Genomic DNA, 16,471 nt, shown 5'->3' with positions numbered 1-16,471 from the left:
GTCGCCGTTATCCGGCGCGGCCCCGCCCGGCGGTCGCGGGCGGGGCGGCGTCGACGTTCAGTCCGACGACGAGGAGGACGACGAACCCGAGTCCGACGAGCCGCCGGACGAGGAGCCGGAGTCCGACGAACCGCCGGACGACCAGCCCGAATCCGACGAACCGCCGGACGACGACGGCCCGGAGTCGCCCCACTGCCCCTGACCGGGAGAGTCCGGGCGATCGGACGCGGACGGCCCCGGCTGGTCCGGGTAGGGCGGCTGGTCCGGGGTGGACGAGCCATGGGTGCCGTGCGGATGGGTCGGGTGGCCGGGCTGGTAGCCGGGGGCGCCCGGGTAGCCCGGGGCCGGCGGGTAGCCGGGCTGCTGCGGATAGCCCGGCTGCTGCGGGTACGCCGGGTAGGCGGCACCCGGGACCGGCGGCTCCCAGCCCTGCTTCGGCTTGCGGAAGAACTCGTTCGTCTTCGGCAGGGCCAGCAGGATCAGCGCGGCCAGCACGGCGAGCAGGCCCGCGACCCCGAGCAGCAGGCTGACCGGGGTGTACCAGGAGGGCAGCGCCGCGGTCAGGCTGCGCTCGATCTCCTCGGCGCTCGGCGCGTCGCCGCCGGCCGACGGCCCGCCCATCGAGCCGGCCGCGCCGTTGATCATGCTGCCGCCGACGCAGCAGAGCAGGATGCCGCCGAGCACCCAGGTGGTGATGCGGCTGCCGTTGCTGCCCCGGTTGTTGAAGATCGCCAGTACGACGAGGACCAGGGCGAGGACCAGCATCAGCACGGCGCTGCCGATGGCGAAGCCGACGACGAAGGTGCCCAGCCCCTCGGCCCCGCTCGTGGTGCCCTCGAACGCGTCCTCGAAGCCCTGCCGGAGCTTGCCGGCCACGGCGATCGTCGTGACGAGGTTGAGGAGCTGGAGCAGAGCGAAGAGCATGAGCAGGTAACTGGAGATCGTCACGATGCCCGGACGGGCCCGCGACGGCGTGCTGTGGGTATCGACCATGACTTCTCCCTTCTAGATCACGACGTCACGGTATCGTCCGGAGTCCCGTGCCGCCCGTCGGTGAACCGCGCCGGGCCGCCCGTCGCGTCGGACGGGCCGCCCGGCCCGGCGCGGTGGGCGTCAGCATCAGCCGGCCCGGGACAGCCGGCGGTGCTCGGCCGTCACCACGGCGAGCAGGAACAGGTCGAAGGCCAACGCGGCGACCGCCCCGAACTGGTTGACGGTGAAGTTGAAGATCTGCCCGAACAGCAGGTCGACCAGGATCGCCAGCTTGAACAGCCGGAACGCGCCGATCCGGTCCCGCCGCAGCCGGACCGCCGCCGTGATGCTGAGCACCGCCGTGGCCAGCGCGGACGCCGAGACGCCGAGCACCGCGCCCCACTCCCGCTGCTCGTCCAGCGCCCCGGTGACGCCGTCGACCGCCACCCCGACCACGGTCAGCGCCGGCTCCGCCACCAGGTAGAGCACCACGAAGCGGACCACCCACCGCTGGTCGGTCAGCCCGACGGCGACCCGGCGGACGCGGGCCAGCCAGGGCTGCCAGAACCTGGGCGGCGGCGGTTCCCGGCGGGGCACCGCGTCGAGCAGGGCGGCCACGGCGGCCTCGGTCTCCGCGCCGGAGCCCCGGGCCAGCCGCAGCACCTGCGCCCGCCGCCGGTCCGTGAGCCCGTCGATCAGGCCGCCGGCCACGGCGTCCAGGGCGTTCGCGGTCCGCTCGGCCGGGATCAGCCGGGTCCGCTCCCGGACCGCCTGGGTGATGACCACGAGCGCCGCGAAGACGGCGTAGATGATGCCGGCGGCGGGGGCGTAGAAGTAGTCGGTGTGGGCCGTGACGAACTTGCCCACCTCGTCGATGAACAGCCCGAACCCGATCCCGCCGAGGATCGCGCCGGTCATCCGGGCCGCGCCGCCGAGGAAGACGAGCGCCACGCCGAGGCCGGCGGCCAGCAGCAGGCCGCCCCAGAGCACGTGCGCGATGTGCAGGCCGCCGCCGCCGAGCTACGGGTAGCCGGTGGCCCGCAGGATCGCCCGGGTGAGCAGCACGGCGGCCACCCCGGACAGCACGAACGCCTGGAGGTACGCCGCCGCGGCCAGCGCCCGGGGCGGCATCCAGTGACGACGCGACGGTCCGCGCAGCATGGTCCCGACGCTAGTAGCCGCGCCACTCGACGCGGGCGTACTCCAGCACCCTTGGCCGCAGCAGCGTGGAGGCGGGCACGTCGAGCCGGCCCCGGTCGGCGGGGAAGTTCGCGGCCGACGCCAGCGTGCCGGGGGTGAGGAAGCGCAGCCGGGGCGCGTCGGCGGGCAGCGCCAGCGCGGGCGGGGCGGCACCCGGGGCGGCGAGCAGGAAGCCCCAGTCGCCGAAGCTGGGCACGTCGACGTGGTACGGCACGGTGGCGAAGCCGGCCTCCCGCACCGACGCCTCGATCGACCAGTACGACCGGGGCGCGAAGTACGGCGAGCCGGACTGCACGACGAGCCGCCCGCCGTCGGCGAGCACCGCCCGGACCAGCGCGTAGAACTCGACGGTGTAGAGCTTTGCGGTGGCCGTCTCGTCGGGGTCGGGCAGGTCGGCCACGACCACGTCGAACCGCTCGGCGGCGGCGCGCAGCCAGGCGAACGCGTCGACGTTGACCACCCGCACCCGGGGGTCGGCGAACGCGTCGCCGTTCAGCTCGCGTAGCTGCGGCTCGCTGCGGGCCAGCGCCACCACCGCCGGGTCGAGGTCGACCACGGTCACCCGCCGCACGTCGGGGTAGCGCAGGATCTCCCGCACCGCGAGCCCGTCGCCGGCGCCCAGCACCAGCACCTCCCCGCGCGGGCCGTTCAGCGCCGGATGCACCAGCGCCTCGTGGTAGCGGTACTCGTCGATCGAGCTGAACTGGAGGTCGCCGTTGAGGAACAGCCGCAGGTCGGTGTCGGCGTGGCCGACCTCCCGCACCGAGCGGGTCAGCACGATCTCCTGGTAGCGGCTGCGCTCGGCGTGCACCACCGGGTCGCGGTAGAGCTGCTGGCGGGCGGTCACCTCGAAGTCGGCGGCGGTGATCCAGGCGTACCCCAGGCAGAGCGCGACCACAACGGAGCCCGCGCCGACGGCGACGCGCGCCCGGCGGCTCAGCTCCGCCCGGAACACGGTGCAGACCAGCGCCACGCCGGCCACCGCGTTCACCGCGCCGACCACCAGCGCGCCCTTGAGCTGCCCGAAGACCGGGATCAGCAGGAACGGGAAGGCCAGCCCGCCGAGCAGCGCGCCGACGTAGTCGGCGGCGAAGAGGTCGGCCACGGCGCTCCCGGCGGACTGCTCCCGGATGCGTTGCAGCATGACCATCAGCAGCGGGATCTCCGCGCCGATGAGCAGCCCGAGCACGAACGCGGTGCCGACCAGCGCCGGGCCGTACAGGTCGAGCCAGGCGAACGCGGCGTAGAGGCCGAGCACCGACAGCCCGCCGAGCAGGGCGAGGATCAGCTCGACCACGGCGAACGCGGCGGCGGCCCGGGACTGCAACGGCTTCGCGGCGAGCGCGCCGACGCCCATCGCGAAGACCATCACGCCGAGCACGATCGACGCCTGCCCGACGGTGTCGCCGATCAGGTAGCTGCCGAGCGCGACCAGGGCCAGCTCGTAGACCAGGCCGCAGGCGGCGCAGACGAAGACCGCGACCAGCACCGCCGAGCGGGCCAGCCGCCAACGCGGCCGGCCGGCGGCGGGGGCGTCGCCGTCGACCGCCGCCGGCGTCTCGGTGGTCACGCCTTCCCCGAGGTACGTCCGGCGGGCGTCGCCGCCCGCTGCCGGCCCCGCTGCACGAAGCCGACGGTGAACAGCAGCGCGGTGACCAGCAGCAGCCCGCCGGTGGCGAGGAGCCAACCCCAGCGGTCCCGCCAGAAGTCGCTGCCGGCGTCGGGCAGCGGGGCGGCGGTCGCGCCGGGCTGCGCGCTGGGGGCGGCGGCGGGCCGCACCACGCCGGTCTCGGCGAGCAGCAGCGGCAACGCGACGGCGGCCCGGCAGACCGCCCAGCCGGGGTCGTCGACGAACACGTCGGAGTCGAGGCCGAAGCGGGCGAGGCCGGTCTCGACGGCGTACAGGTCTGCGCGGTCGATGTCGGGCGAACCGGTCACGTCGACGACCGCCGAGTCGCTGCTCTCGCTGCTCTCCGACGTGTAGCGGACCTCGGCGGTCACCTCGACCCAGCGCGGGCAGGCGGGGTCGTCGACCACGGGGACCCCGTCGCCGAGGTTGGAGCCGACGCTGACCGGGTCGGAGCCGCCGTACCAGCTCTCCAGTCGCCAGCCATAGCAGATGCCCTGGCTGTCGGCGGCCTGGGCGAGGATCGGCACGGTGTCGGCCCGCTCGTCGACCGCCGGGGCGGAGACGGTGGTGCCGCCGGAGTCGCCGTTGGCCACGCCGATGCCGATGCAGCCGCCGACACCGACGACGGTCACCAGCGCGATGACCCAGCCGCCGGCGGCGGACGACTTCTTCGCCGTCGCCGGCTGGCCGGGCCGCCCGCCGCCCGGGTGCTTGCCGGCGGCCATCAGCTGATCGCGGCGGCGATGATCGCGCCGGTGGCGAGGTGCACGACGGCGGACACCCACACGGCGGGGTGCGGCTCCGGGTCGACCAGCAGCTCACCGAGCCGCCCCGGGGTCACGGCGTCGAGCAGCAGGAACGCGGCGGCCATGATGACCAGGCCGACGATCCCGTACGCCGCCGCGCCGACGAGGCCGAGCACGAAGTCGTCCTCGCTGGCGACGATCGCGGCGACCACGATGGTGCCGACGCCGAGCAGGTTGGACGACAGCAGCAGGGCGGCGTTGCGGTTGCGCTCGGTCCAGATCAGCTCGTGCAGCTTGCCGGGGGTGGCCACGTCCACCAGCCCGTAGCCGACGCCCATCAGGACGACGCCGACCACGCCGTAGGCGAGGGTGACCAGCAGATCGGTGACGAGGTTCTGCAAGGGGGACACTCCAGGGTGAGGGGCGTTCGTCGGGCTACTTGCCGGCGCCGGGGCCGCCGCCCCGGACGGTGCTGCCGCGTCCCCAGCCCCAGTGCGACCCGACGGTCGAGTGGTAACGGGGGTAGGCGGTGGTGAGGCGTTCGAGCAGGATCACCGAGCCGGCGGCGATCGGCAGGATCACCACCGAGTCGTCGTCGTAGCGCAGGTAGACGCCGCTGCCGTCGACGTACTGGTCGGCCGGCTGCCAGGCGTCGGTGACCTCCTTGGCGACCTGGCTGGGCGTCTTCGTCGACGTGTACGCCACGGCGTCCCTGCCGATGTCGCGGCTGGTCGCCCGGTGGTACCGGTCCTGCACGTACCCGCGCGGGGAGAAGTTGCCGTAGAAGATCGCGAAGGCGGCGAGCAGCGCGCCGACCACGGCGACCGCCGTTCCCACCACGAACCAGCGTCGGTACGTCATAGGGACACCACCGTCTCGGTCAGGACCAGCTCGTTGGTCTGGGGGTACGCGTGCCAGGTGCGCCAGCCGACCGCCCCGTCCGGCGGGTCGGTGCGCACGGCGAGGGCCGTCACCGCGTCGGCGTCGCCGGGAAACACCCCGACCAGCGCGTACGGGTCGCCGGCCAGCTCGGCGCGGAGCGCGGCGACCCGGGTGCTCAGCTCCGCCCCGGCCGGGCGCATCACGGTGGCGGTGAACCGGTAGCCGTTCGCCTCGTCCAGCCGGGTGGCGGGCAGCTCGGGCGGGCGGCCGGGCAGGCAGGCGACGGTCTCGGTCAGCTCGGTGCCGGGCGCGCGCAGCACCACCTGGTGGGACGCGCCGAGCAGCCGCAGCCGCAGCCGGATCCCGCCGGGCAGGTCGAGGTCGAGCACGTGCAGCGCGGGTCGTTCGCCGTCGCCGAGGGCGAGGCTGAGGTCGGCGGCGCTGGTGTCGACGTACGGGGCGTCGAGGGTGACCAGCACGGGTCAGCTCACCTTCCCGGTGCCGGCCTGCGGGTAGATCATCACGTCGGAGCGGTGCAGCTCGTCGCCCCGGGCCACCTCCCAGGCGGCGTTGCCGTACGCCTCGAAGGAGAGCCGCAGCCTCCCCGGGCCCCGGTAGTCGTGGTAGCGCATCGCGCCGGACGGGTCGAGGCCGGTGCTGCCGGTGGCGGTGAACCGCGCGTGCCCGGCCTCCTTGCTGACGTACCGGTGGCCGTCGAGGTCGATGCTCGGCGCGCCCGGGGTGATGGTGAGCGCCGGATCGGTCGTCCAGAGCACCATGATCACGTCCGGGTCCTCCTCGACGGAGAGCCAGAGCTGGCCGCCGGCCGCGTCGTCGAGCAGGTGCTCCGACCAGGTCCAGCTGCCCTCCTTGAGCAGCACCGAGCCGCGCACCCCGTACGACGTGCCGCGGATCTCGACGATGTCGCCGGGGCTCAGCCGGCGCGGGTCGCCCCGCAGCGCGTCGGCGTCGCGGTCCCGGAACGGGTCCACCGGGCCGGGCCGCCCACCCGTGCGCCTGCGGGAGCGCTGCATCGCCACCACGGCGATGACGACACCGGCCACCGCGATGAGGCAGCCCGCCGCCGTCACCAGATACGCCACCGAACCGTTCAACCCGATCGCCTCCCCAGTCGCGTCGGCGGAGACGGTAACAACCCCGCGCACGTGGGGAAACCCGAGCGGAGTTGAGTGATGGCTCAGTTACGTACCGTCCTCGGGCCGGTTGAGCTGCGTGTTCGCGTACTCGCCGAGTTTGGTCCGGCCCATGATGCAGCCGGCGAAGGTGACGAGCTCGGCGTCGGAGCCGCGCAGCGCCTCCCAGGCGGCACGGGCGGCGGCCGGGTCGACCCGCCCCAGCAGGGTCGCCGCGTACGCCCGGCCGGCGGGCGAGCCGTGCGCCAGCAGCCAGTCGACCTTCCGCCGGGCCTGTTCCGGGTGCGCGTCGAGCTGCCGCTCGACCTCGAAGTACGCCTCGGTCTCCGGCAGCACCGTGCCGGCGAAGCCGACCCCGCCGAAGGCGAGCGTGTCGGCGCCCGCCAACTCCCGCACGGCCGCGTCGAGCGGTTCGCCCATCCCTAACCCCCTAGAAGGAAGGGCCCCCTGTTAACGCAAAACGTTGTGCAGGGGGCCCCTATTAACATTCACGCCAGCGGGTCAGGCCGCGGCGACCGTCAGCCCGTCCTTGCCGTCGGCCAGGTCGACCTGGACCGTGTCGCCGTCGCGGATCGCGCCGGAGAGCAGCGCCCGGGCGAGCTGGTCGCCGATGGCGGACTGCACCAGCCGGCGCAGCGGGCGGGCGCCGTAGATCGGGTCGTACCCGTGCTCGGCGAGCCACCCCCGCGCGGCCTCGCTGACGTCCAGCGTCAGCCGACGGTCGGCGAGTCGCTTCCGCATCCGCATCAGCTGAATGTCGACGATGGCCCGCAGGTCGTCGCCGAGCAGCGCGGCGAAGACCACGATGTCGTCGAGCCGGTTGAGGAACTCCGGCTTGAAGTGCGACCGGACCACCGCGAGGACGCCCTCCCGGCGCTGCTCCTCGGTCAGCGTCAGGTCGCTGATCACCGACGACCCGAGGTTGGAGGTGAGGATCAGGATCGCGTTGCGGAAGTCCACCGTGCGGCCCTGGCCGTCGGTGAGCCGGCCGTCGTCGAGCACCTGGAGCAGCACGTCGAAGACGTCGGGGTGGGCCTTCTCGACCTCGTCGAGCAGGATCACCGAGTACGGCCGGCGGCGCACCGCCTCGGTGAGCTGGCCGCCCTCCTCGTAGCCGACGTAGCCGGGCGGGGCGCCGACCAGGCGGGCGACGGAGTGCTTCTCGCCGTACTCGCTCATGTCGATGCGGACCATGGCCCGCTCGTCGTCGAAGAGGAACTCGGCGAGCGCCTTGGCCAGCTCGGTCTTGCCGACGCCGGTCGGGCCGAGGAAGAGGAAGCTGCCGGTGGGGCGGTCCGGGTCGGCGACGCCGGCCCGGGCGCGGCGCACCGCGTCGGAGACGGCCGAGACGGCCTCGGCCTGGCCGACCACGCGCGCGCCCAGCGACTCCTCCATCCGCAGCAGCTTGGCGGTCTCGCCTTCGAGGAGCCGGCCGGCGGGGATGCCCGTCCAGGAGGCGACCACGGCGGCGATGTCGTCCGCGCCGACCTCCTCCTTGAGCATCGCGCCGTCGGCCTGGAGCCGGGCCAGCTCCTCCTCGGCCTTCGCCAGGTCGGCCTTGAGGGCGGGGATGCGGCCGTAACGCAGCTCGGCGGCCCGCTCCAGCTCGCCGTCGCGCTCGGCCCGCTCGGCCTCGCCGCCGAGCCGCTCCAGCTCCTCCTTGGCCGTGGAGAGCTTGGTGATGTGGCTCTTCTCCGTCTGCCAGCGCTCGGACAGGGCGGTGAGCTGCTCGCGCTTGTCGGCCAGCTCCTTGCGTAGCCGGTCGAGCCGCTCGGCGGAGGCGGCGTCGGGCTCCTTGGCCAGCGCCATCTCCTCGATCTCCAGGCGGCGCACGGCCCGCTCGATCTCGTCCACCTCGACCGGCCGGGAGTCGATTTCCATGCGCAGCCGGGACGCCGACTCGTCGACCAGGTCGATCGCCTTGTCGGGCAGGAACCGGTCGGTGATGTAGCGGTCGGAGAGGGCTGCGGCGGCGACCAGGGCGGCGTCGGTGATGCGTACGCCGTGGTGCACCTCGTAGCGCTCCTTGAGCCCGCGCAGGATGCCGATGGTGTCCTCGATCGTCGGCTCGCCGACCAGCACCGGCTGGAAGCGGCGCTCCAGGGCCGGGTCCTTCTCGATGTGCTCGCGGTATTCGTCGAGGGTGGTCGCGCCGACCATTCGCAGCTCGCCGCGCGCGAGCATCGGCTTGAGCATGTTGCCGGCGTCCATCGAGCCCTCGCCCTTGCCCGCGCCGACGACGGTGTGCAGTTCGTCGAGGAACGTGATGACCTGGCCGTCGGAGTTCTTGATCTCCTCCAGCACGGACTTGAGGCGCTCCTCGAACTGGCCCCGGTATTGCGCGCCGGCCACCATCGCGCCGAGGTCGAGCGAGACCAGCTTCTTGTCGCGCAGCGACTCGGGCACGTCGCCGGCCACGATCCGCTGCGCCAGGCCCTCGACGATCGCCGTCTTGCCGACGCCGGGCTCGCCGATCAGCACCGGGTTGTTCTTGGTACGCCGGGACAGCACCTGGATGACCCGCCGGATCTCGGAGTCCCGGCCGATCACGGGGTCGATCTTGCCGTCGCGGGCGCTGGAGGTGAGGTCGACGCCGTACTTGGCCAGGGCCTGGTAGGTCTGCTCCGGGTCGGCGGTGGTGACGCGGCGGTCCCCGCCCCGGACGGTCGGGAACGCGGCGACCAGGCTCTCCTCGGTCGCGCCGGCGCTGCGCAGCGCGGTGGCGACCGCGCCGCCCACCCGGGCCAGGCCGGCGAGCAGGTGCTCGGTCGAGGTGTACTCGTCGCCGAGCGGCCGGGCGATCTGCTCGGCGGCGCCGATGGCGTTGACGAACTCGCGGGCCAGCGTGGGCTCGGCGATGCTGGAGCCCCGGGCGGCCGGCAGGGCGTCGACGGCGCGCTGGGCGGCCCGGCGCAACTCGGCGGGGTCGGCCCCGGCGGCGCGCAGCAGGCCGGCGGCGGTCGACCCCTGGGTGTTCAGCAGCGACAGCAGCAGGTGCCAGGGCTCCACGGTGGCGTGACCGCGCTGGTTCGCCAGCGCGACGGCACCGGTGATGGTCTCGCGGCTCTTGGTGGTGAGACGTTCCGTGTTCATGGGCTCCCCCGGATCGGCGTGTCCACTAGGAAGGACACAACCAGAGTTGAGCCTATTCCGCTCAACCTTGCCCGTGTGACCTGAGTCACTTCAGCCCGGGGCGGCCGAGACGGCGGGGCGGCACCTGGTCGGTGCGACCGCTAGGGAGCTGAGTCACCAACGCCATCACGCGGGCCGCCCAGCCTGGCCCGCACGCCCGGCCGGCCTCTCGGGCGGCGGGCGAGGGGCGGCGGGCGGCGAAGGCGCGCAAGATCAGGCTCGATCGCGGAACGAGTGGCGTCGCGCCGGCTCCGAGGCCACTCGTTCCGCGATCGAGGCCACTCGTTCCCTCATCGAGGGCGGCCTGGCCAGCGGGCCTGATAGCACAAACGACTCAGCTCCCTAGGCGCGGCAACGAGTCCCACCCCCAGCCCCAGGCGAGGTGGCGGCACGGCACGGGCCGCCCGGCCCGCGGGCGCGCGGCATGCCCGGTCAGGCCGGGGCCAGCACCACACGCGCCCAGCGGCGGTCGCCGACCGGCCCGGCGGCCAGCAGCACCTCGTCGGCGGCGCGTCCCACCAGCGTGCCGTCGGCCAGCAGGGTCAGGTGGTGCTCGGGGGTGACCGGCCAGTCGAGCGGGCCGTACCGGCCGTCGGCCACCACGCCCACGCCGTCCGGGCCGTTGACGGCGAACCGGCCGGTGGTCAGGGGCACCACCGAGCTCGCCCGCGCGGGATGCCCCGTGGCGAGCACCGGCACCCACCGGCCCAGGTAGCGCCAGAGGAAGGGAAACGCCGTACGGTCCGGCGGCCAGCCGACCAGGCGCGCCTCGCCGTCCGGCCCGACCGTCGGCCGCAGCACCCCGACCTCGCCGCCGGGCGTCGGCACCGGGGTCCGCTGCCAGGTGCGCCCCCGGTCCGCCGAGACCGCGGCGTACGGCTTGCCGCCGTCGACGCCGGCCACCACCAGCAGGCCACGGGCCTCGACGACGCCGTGCGGATCCCGCACGGACGGCTGGGCGGGCAGGGGCGTCGCCCGCCGGCCCTCCCAGCGGGCCACCCGGCCGGTGGCCTCGTCGATCTGGAACCGGCCCTGGGCGGCCCGCCACGCGACGGGCTCCTGCGCGGTGTGCGCGAAGGTGTGCCCGCCGTCGGTGGAGGTGTACCAGCCGTGCGGCTCGGCGAGCAGCGCCAGCACCCCCGGGGCGGCGTAGAGCTGCGGGTGCTCGGCAACGACGCGGGGAAGGACGAGCCGCCGCCAGGACCGGCCGCCGTCGACCGTGGCGTAGAGCACCGCCGGGCAGTCCCGCGCCGCCGGCCGGGCCGGGCAGCCGGAGAAGAGGGCGTACGCCTGCTCGGCGGTGACGAACTCGACGTACGGGAAGTCGTACCCCTTGCCGACCGGGACCCGGACCTCGCGCAACTCGACGGCGGTGGCCGGGGGCGACGGCGTCGGTGGGATCGCGGGCGACCGGGGCGGCGGGACGGCGCGGTCCGGCGGCGGGCGACGGACGTCGCCGATCGAGCAGCCGGTCAGCAGGGCCGCGAGCAGCAGCGCGACCGTCCTACGGCCGAACCGACGAGTCATCGGCCTACCCCCCAACCGGTAGCCTGACGCCGTGCGAGTACGTGTCGAACAGACTGCCCTACCCGGGATCGGAATGCGTCACGACCTGATGACGGAATCCGGGCGCCGGCTTGGTGTGGTTTCCCACCGCAATGGCCGCCGGGACCTTGTCCTCTACGACCCCGATGATCCCGATTCCTGCCAGCACGACATACCGCTGACAGACGACGAGGCGGAGGCGCTGGCCGACATCCTCGGCGCGTCGTTGATGCTCGGCCAGCTCTCCGGGCTGCGCGAGCAGGCAGCCGGGCTGCTCACCGAGCAGATCGCCCTCCCCGCCGGCTCCAAGTACGTCAACAGGCGGCTCGGCGACACGAAGGCCCGCACCCGGACCAGCGCCTCGATCGTCGCGGTGCTGCGCCAGGGCGAGGTGATCGTCTCGCCCGACCCGGCCTTCCGATTCGACGCCGGTGACGTGGTGGTCGTGGTCGGCACCCGCAAGGGGCTCGACGGCGTGACCGCCATCCTCGCCGACAGCGACCCGGACGGCTGAGGCGCGGATGCACGAGACCACAACGCTGCTCATCGAGGTCGGTGCGCTGCTGTTCCTGCTCGGGCTGCTGGGGCGGCTCGGGCGGCGGATCGGCCTCTCCCCCATTCCCCTCTACCTGCTCGCCGGGCTCGTCTTCGGCCACGGCGGCGTGCTGCCGCTGACCGCCAGCGAGGAGTTCTTCGCCGTCGGCGCCGAGATCGGCGTGATCCTGCTGCTGGTCATGCTCGGCCTGGAATACTCGGCCGGCGAACTCGTCGGCAACCTGCGCTCGGCGGCGCCCGCCGGCGTGATCGACGGGGTGTTCAACGCGCTGCCCGGCGCGGCCTTCGCCTTCCTGCTCGGCTGGGACTGGGTGGCCGCGATCGTGCTGGCCGGCATCACCTGGGTCTCCTCCTCGGGCGTGATCGCCAAGGTGCTGGCCGACCTGGGTCGGCTCGGTAACCGGGAGACGCCGGTGGTGCTGTCGGTGCTGGTCATCGAGGACCTGGCGATGGCGCTCTACCTGCCGCTGCTCACCGCCGTACTGGCCGGCACCGGCCTGCTCGGCGGCGGCATCGCGCTGGGCGTCGCCGTCGGCACCGTCGTGCTGGTGCTCGTGGTGGCGATCCGGTACGGCCACCTGATCTCCTCCGCCATGTCGGCGAAGGACCCAGAGGCGCTGTTGCTCGGCGTGCTCGGGCTCACCCTGCTGGTCGCCGGCGTCGCGGCGAAGCTCCAGGTGTCGGCGGCGGTCGGCGCGTTCCTCGTCGGCATCGCCCTGTCCGGCCCCGTGGCGCACCACGCCACCGAGATGCTCTCCCCGCTGCGGGACCTGTTCGCGGCGGTGTTCTTCGTCTTCTTCGGCCTGGTCACCGACCCCCGGGACATCCCGCCCGTGCTGCTGCCGGCGCTCGCGCTGGCCGTGGTGACGATGGGGACGAAGACGCTGACCGGGTACCTGGCCGCCCGGCGGGTGGGGATCAAGGAACCCGGCCGGTGGCGGGCCGGGCTGGCCCTGGTGCCGCGCGGCGAGTTCTCCATCGTCATCGCCGGGCTCGCCGTGGCCGCCGGCAGCGTCGAGCCGAAGCTGGCGGCGCTGGCCACCGCGTACGTGCTGATCACCGTGGTGACCGGGCCGATGCTGGCGCGGCTGCCCGACTTCGCCTGGTTCAAGGTGTGGCTGCGGCAGCGGGCCGTCGCCCAGCGCGCCGAGCCGCTGGTCACCACCGACTGAGTCGACACTCAGTCTCGTCCCGCCGGGGGCGGGGTCGGCCGTACGGCCGGCCCCGCCCCGCGTCCATCGGATGCCGAATTGTGCTGGGAGCCCCTTCCCCCTGGTCGACGGGCCGGGTTACCGTTCGCCCCAGCAGCAAGGGTCCGCGGGAGGCCGGTCGGCCGGCCGCCCTCGGGCGGGAGCGGAAGGTTGGCCGGTGAGCGTGCAGGACTCGACGTTCCACGGCTTCGCCAACCCCGTCGACCCGTCCCCGGCGGAGTTGCGGGCGTGGGCGTACCACCCCGACTCGGTGCCGTTGACGTCGATGCCGCCGGACTGGGACCTGCTGGTCTCCGGGGACCACCTGGTGCAGACCCTCTTCGAGCTGGCGATGGACCCGGCCTGCCCGGCCCGCCGGTTCGCGCTGCACTGCCTCTACATCTACGCCGCCGACGGCATCCGGACGAACTTCCGCGCCCATCCGAAGCGGCGCTTCCGCAAGCTGGTCGAGCAGTCGGAGCGGACCGGCGACGAGCTGATGCGGACGTGGGCGCACAACAGCCGCGTGCTGCTGGCGCGCCCGCACCTGTTCGTCTACCGGGACTGGTGCGAGGGCGGCCTGGTCCGGGAGAACCGCCGCATCGGCTGACGCCGGGGCGTCCTCAGGCGGCCGATCCGCCCCGCTGCTCGCCCCACGCGCCCTGCTCCGAGCGCCGGTCAGCCCGCCCCCGGTCGGCATCGTCGCCCCGCTCGGCGAACCGGCCCTCCCGCACCTTGTCGGTGAACCGCCCCCCGGTGATCTTGTCGAACTGCTGCCGGGCGGCCTTGGCGACCCGGTCGAGCCGCTCCTCCGCCTGCTGCGCGACCTCCCTGGCCTGCTCCGACATGGCTCCCCCTCGCCAGCGCGGCAGCCCCGGATCGATCGGGCCGGCCCTGATTCGCAGGTTAGTGGAGCCGGCCCGGCCCGCGCCGGGGTTCCGGGAAGCGGACCGGGCCGGTGGGGCTCCGACGGGGTGATCGGTGGGTCAGCGGTCGCGCCGGGGACGCCAGACCACCAGGGCGGTGGAGGTGCGGTTGGTCGGCACCAGGTCGCTGCCCGGGAACCGGGCGAGGGACTCCAGCTCCGCCACCCGCCGGTACGCGGCGTCCAGCTCGGCCTCCAGCCGCGCGATCCGCTGCTGGGCCTGCTCCAGCAGGCGTTCCAGGCCGATGATCCGCTTGACGCCGGCGAGGTTGACGCCCTCGTCCTGGCTGAGCCGCTGCACCTCGCGCAGCAGCACCACGTCCCGGACGCTGTAGCGACGCCCGCCGCCGGCCGCCCGGCCGGCCTGCACCAGGCCGAGCCGGTCGTACTGGCGCAGGGTCTGGGGGTGCATCCCCGCCATCCGCGCCGCGACCGAGATCATCAGCACCTTGGCCTCGTAGGCAGGGTCACCCGAGCCGACGTGCTCTCCCGCCATCCCCGCTCACCTCCGCACACACTCCAGCAGGCTCAACTGAACCGACGCACCCGGGCGTCGAGATGTTCCCGGGCGGCCGGCGGGGTCTGCTCGGCGAACGCCTCCAGCGCCGCCCGCGCCTCGTCGGACACCCCCGCCGGCACCACCACGTCGAGGGTGACCAGGAGGTCACCGGCCTTTCCGTCGCGGCGCACGACGCCCTTGCCCCGGGCGCGCAGCACCCGGCCGCTCGGCGTGCCCGGCGGGACCCGCAGGGTCACCGTGCCGTCGAGCGTGGGCACCCGCAGGTCCGTGCCGAGCACGGCCTCCGGGAAGGTGATCGGCACGGTCAGGGTCAGGTCGTCCCCGGTACGCCCGAACAGCTCGTCCGGCCGCACCTTGACGTGCACGTACAGGTCGCCGGCCGGGCCGCCGCGCTCGCCCGGCTCGCCGCGCCCGTTCAGCCGGATCCGCTGGCCGTCGGCCACCCCGGCGGGGAAGCGGACGTTCAGCGTGCGGGTCTTGGTGACCCCGCCGGTGCCGTGGCACTCCGGGCACTTCTCCTCGACGACCGTCCCCACGCCCTGGCAGTTGCGGCACGGCTCGGAGAAGCTGAACGACCCCTGGTTGCGGTTGGTCACCCCGGCGCCGTGGCAGACCTGGCAGGTCACCGGCGAGGTGCCCGGCTTCGCCCCGCTGCCGGCGCACGTGTCGCAGATCCCGGGCGCGCGCAGGGTCAGCGGGAGGGTGACCCCGCGTACCGCGTCGCCGAAGTCGAGCGCCACCTCGGTCTCGATGTCCCGGCCCTTCGCCGGGCCGCGGGCGCGGGCCGGGCCGCCGGCGCCGCCGCCGGAGAAGATCGAGCTGAACAGGTCCTGGAAGCCGGCCCCGCCGAAGCGCCGGTCACCGCCGCCCGCCGCGCCGCCGAACAGGTCGGACACGTCGAACGGCTGCCCGCCGGGCCCGCCGGGACCCCGGGCGTTGCGCCGGAACTGACCCGAGCCGAACAGCGAGCGCATCTCGTCGTACTCTCGGCGCTTGGCCTCGTCGCCGAGCACCGCGTACGCCTCGGACACGGCCTTGAACCGCTCCTCGGCCCCGGTGTCGCCCGGGTTGTGGTCCGGGTGCGACTCCCGGGCCAGTTTCCGGTACGACTTCTTGATCTCGTCCGAGGAGGCGGACTTCTGCACGCCCAGCGTGGCGTAGTAGTCCTTCTCGATCCAGTCCTTGGTACTCACCGGTCCACCCCCTTCCACGGGACGTACCCCGGACGTCCCGCCCGCCCGGTGCGGGCGGGCGGGACGACACGGGTCGGCACTACTCCGGGTCGGCGACCGCGACCATGGCCGGCCGCAGCAGCCGCTCGCCGAGCTGGTAGCCCCGGCGCATGACCTGCACGCAGGTCGGCTCGGTCACGTCGGCAGAGGTTTGGTGGGCCACCGCCTCGTGCCGGGTCGGGTCGAACGGGTCGCCCTGCTCGCCGAACGCCGACAGGCCGAACTTGCCCAGCGCGGTGGTGAGCTGCTCGGCGACGGTGCCGAACGGGCCCACCAGGTCGCCGTGCTCGCGGGCGCGGTCCAGGTCGTCGAGGATCGGCAGCAGCGCGGCGAGCACCGAGCCGGTCGCCTGCTCCTGGACGAGGCTGCGGTCCCGGTCCACCCGCTTGCGGTAGTTGGCGTACTCCGCCGTCACCCGTTGCAGGTCGCGGGTCCGCTCGTCCAGCTCGGCCCGCAGCGCCTCCAGCTCGGCCCCGAGCGGGGCCGCGGTGGGCGGCGCGCCGCCCTCGACCGGCTCGGCCGGGGCGTCGACGACGGGCGGCCCGTCCACCGAGGCGGCCTCGACCTCGATCTCGTCGACCACGATCTCGGCGTCCTCGACCAGGCCCTCCGCCGGGGTGTCGGCCCCGGCGTCGGCTGCGGCGGGCACCTCGGACTTGCTGATCTTGCGATTGTCACGGATGACGACCCGCGGCTGCTCACCGGCGGACTGCCCGGCGGTCGCGGAGCCACCCGGCGTCGACCCGGACTCCACCGGGTCGGCGGCTCGTGGCTTCTCCGTCATGCGG

Annotated in this window: 17 protein-coding genes and 1 pseudogene; 3 read left to right on the top strand and 15 right to left on the bottom strand. The window is 74.1% G+C overall.

Annotation, left to right across the window (positions count from 1 at the left end):
- Positions 1–57: 57 nt before the first annotated feature.
- The 11 genes and pseudogenes from ACFYWL_RS08250 to ACFYWL_RS08200 form a co-directional block, all read right to left on the bottom strand.
- Positions 58–993 carry a hypothetical protein gene (locus ACFYWL_RS08250; protein ID WP_386969097.1) on the bottom strand — a complete coding sequence of 312 codons (936 nt, stop codon included), beginning with the start codon at positions 991–993 and terminating at the stop codon, positions 58–60.
- A 126-nt stretch (positions 994–1,119) separates the two neighbouring features.
- A pseudogene (locus ACFYWL_RS08245) lies at positions 1,120–2,103 on the bottom strand (hypothetical protein).
- A gap of 40 nt (positions 2,104–2,143) precedes the next feature.
- Positions 2,144–3,742, bottom strand: coding sequence for a polyamine aminopropyltransferase (locus tag ACFYWL_RS08240; RefSeq protein ID WP_386969093.1), 1,599 nt, complete (start codon positions 3,740–3,742; stop codon positions 2,144–2,146).
- On the bottom strand, positions 3,739–4,527 hold the full coding sequence (locus tag ACFYWL_RS08235) for a hypothetical protein (RefSeq protein WP_386969091.1): 789 nt from the start codon (positions 4,525–4,527) through the stop codon (positions 3,739–3,741). Before ACFYWL_RS08235 ends, ACFYWL_RS08240 begins: the two co-directional genes overlap by 4 nt.
- On the bottom strand, positions 4,527–4,949 hold the full coding sequence (locus ACFYWL_RS08230; RefSeq protein ID WP_229405662.1) for a DUF350 domain-containing protein: 423 nt from the start codon (positions 4,947–4,949) through the stop codon (positions 4,527–4,529). Before ACFYWL_RS08230 ends, ACFYWL_RS08235 begins: the two co-directional genes overlap by 1 nt.
- Before the next feature lie 34 nt (positions 4,950–4,983).
- Positions 4,984–5,409, bottom strand: coding sequence for a DUF4247 domain-containing protein (locus ACFYWL_RS08225; protein ID WP_386969089.1), 426 nt, complete (start codon positions 5,407–5,409; stop codon positions 4,984–4,986).
- Entirely contained in the window at positions 5,406–5,909 is a 504-nt protein-coding gene (locus ACFYWL_RS08220; protein WP_386969087.1) for a DUF2617 family protein, read from the bottom strand. The genes ACFYWL_RS08225 and ACFYWL_RS08220 overlap by 4 nt, the downstream gene beginning before the upstream one ends.
- A gap of 3 nt (positions 5,910–5,912) precedes the next feature.
- The gene (locus ACFYWL_RS08215) at positions 5,913–6,545 is read right to left on the bottom strand and encodes a DUF4178 domain-containing protein (protein WP_386969758.1); all 633 of its coding nucleotides are present in this window, start codon (positions 6,543–6,545) and stop codon (positions 5,913–5,915) included.
- Positions 6,546–6,632: 87 nt separating this feature from the next.
- Complete coding sequence (locus ACFYWL_RS08210) at positions 6,633–7,004, bottom strand: hypothetical protein (protein WP_386969084.1); 372 nt, start codon at positions 7,002–7,004, stop codon at positions 6,633–6,635.
- Positions 7,005–7,085: 81 nt separating this feature from the next.
- Complete coding sequence (clpB, locus tag ACFYWL_RS08205; RefSeq protein WP_386969082.1) at positions 7,086–9,677, bottom strand: ATP-dependent chaperone ClpB; 2,592 nt, start codon at positions 9,675–9,677, stop codon at positions 7,086–7,088.
- Positions 9,678–10,148: 471 nt separating this feature from the next.
- Positions 10,149–11,243 (bottom strand): hypothetical protein, encoded by a 1,095-nt coding sequence (locus ACFYWL_RS08200; protein WP_386969079.1) that lies wholly within the window; start codon positions 11,241–11,243, stop codon positions 10,149–10,151.
- 31 nt (positions 11,244–11,274) lie between these two features.
- Between ACFYWL_RS08200 and ACFYWL_RS08195 the strand changes: the two genes are divergently transcribed.
- The 3 genes from ACFYWL_RS08195 (at position 11,275) to ACFYWL_RS08185 (ending at position 13,616) form a co-directional block, all read left to right on the top strand.
- The gene (locus ACFYWL_RS08195; protein WP_386969077.1) at positions 11,275–11,775 is read left to right on the top strand and encodes a cation:proton antiporter regulatory subunit; all 501 of its coding nucleotides are present in this window, start codon (positions 11,275–11,277) and stop codon (positions 11,773–11,775) included.
- Positions 11,776–11,782: 7 nt separating this feature from the next.
- Positions 11,783–12,988, top strand: a complete 1,206-nt coding sequence (locus ACFYWL_RS08190; protein WP_386969074.1) for a cation:proton antiporter — start codon at positions 11,783–11,785, stop codon at positions 12,986–12,988.
- Positions 12,989–13,184: 196 nt separating this feature from the next.
- Positions 13,185–13,616, top strand: coding sequence for a hypothetical protein (locus tag ACFYWL_RS08185; protein WP_386969072.1), 432 nt, complete (start codon positions 13,185–13,187; stop codon positions 13,614–13,616).
- A gap of 13 nt (positions 13,617–13,629) precedes the next feature.
- Here the strand turns inward: ACFYWL_RS08185 and ACFYWL_RS08180 are convergent, their stop codons facing one another.
- The 4 genes from ACFYWL_RS08180 to grpE form a co-directional block, all read right to left on the bottom strand.
- Positions 13,630–13,854 carry a hypothetical protein gene (locus ACFYWL_RS08180; protein ID WP_386969069.1) on the bottom strand — a complete coding sequence of 75 codons (225 nt, stop codon included), beginning with the start codon at positions 13,852–13,854 and terminating at the stop codon, positions 13,630–13,632.
- 138 nt (positions 13,855–13,992) lie between these two features.
- Positions 13,993–14,427: a heat shock protein transcriptional repressor HspR gene (locus tag ACFYWL_RS08175; RefSeq protein WP_043961133.1), complete on the bottom strand. Its 435-nt coding sequence runs from the start codon at positions 14,425–14,427 to the stop codon at positions 13,993–13,995.
- Between the two features lie 32 nt (positions 14,428–14,459).
- Positions 14,460–15,644, bottom strand: coding sequence for a molecular chaperone DnaJ (dnaJ, locus tag ACFYWL_RS08170; RefSeq protein WP_386969065.1), 1,185 nt, complete (start codon positions 15,642–15,644; stop codon positions 14,460–14,462).
- Between the two features lie 79 nt (positions 15,645–15,723).
- Complete coding sequence (gene grpE, locus ACFYWL_RS08165; RefSeq protein ID WP_386969062.1) at positions 15,724–16,467, bottom strand: nucleotide exchange factor GrpE; 744 nt, start codon at positions 16,465–16,467, stop codon at positions 15,724–15,726.
- Between the last annotated feature and the right edge of the window lie 4 nt (positions 16,468–16,471).

The sequence above is a fragment of the Micromonospora sp. NPDC002575 genome, assembly GCF_042889525.1.
GTDB classification, from domain to species: Bacteria; Actinomycetota; Actinomycetes; order Mycobacteriales; family Micromonosporaceae; genus Micromonospora; species Micromonospora carbonacea.
This window is presented reverse-complemented; position numbering and strand designations above follow the sequence as displayed.

What these genes read in the sequence shown, in the direction of transcription:
- ACFYWL_RS08250 (WP_386969097.1), bottom strand. Translation starts at nt 993, where the DNA reads ATGGTCGATACCCACAGCACGCCGTCGCGGGCCCGTCCGGGCATCGTG.
- ACFYWL_RS08235 (WP_386969091.1), bottom strand. Translation starts at nt 4,527, where the DNA reads ATGGCCGCCGGCAAGCACCCGGGCGGCGGGCGGCCCGGCCAGCCGGCG.
- ACFYWL_RS08225 (WP_386969089.1), bottom strand. Translation starts at nt 5,409, where the DNA reads ATGACGTACCGACGCTGGTTCGTGGTGGGAACGGCGGTCGCCGTGGTC.
- ACFYWL_RS08210 (WP_386969084.1), bottom strand. Translation starts at nt 7,004, where the DNA reads ATGGGCGAACCGCTCGACGCGGCCGTGCGGGAGTTGGCGGGCGCCGAC.
- clpB (WP_386969082.1), bottom strand. Translation starts at nt 9,677, where the DNA reads ATGAACACGGAACGTCTCACCACCAAGAGCCGCGAGACCATCACCGGT.
- ACFYWL_RS08200 (WP_386969079.1), bottom strand. Translation starts at nt 11,243, where the DNA reads ATGACTCGTCGGTTCGGCCGTAGGACGGTCGCGCTGCTGCTCGCGGCC.
- ACFYWL_RS08190 (WP_386969074.1), top strand. Translation starts at nt 11,783, where the DNA reads ATGCACGAGACCACAACGCTGCTCATCGAGGTCGGTGCGCTGCTGTTC.
- ACFYWL_RS08180 (WP_386969069.1), bottom strand. Translation starts at nt 13,854, where the DNA reads ATGTCGGAGCAGGCCAGGGAGGTCGCGCAGCAGGCGGAGGAGCGGCTC.
- ACFYWL_RS08175 (WP_043961133.1), bottom strand. Translation starts at nt 14,427, where the DNA reads ATGGCGGGAGAGCACGTCGGCTCGGGTGACCCTGCCTACGAGGCCAAG.
- grpE (WP_386969062.1), bottom strand. Translation starts at nt 16,467, where the DNA reads ATGACGGAGAAGCCACGAGCCGCCGACCCGGTGGAGTCCGGGTCGACG.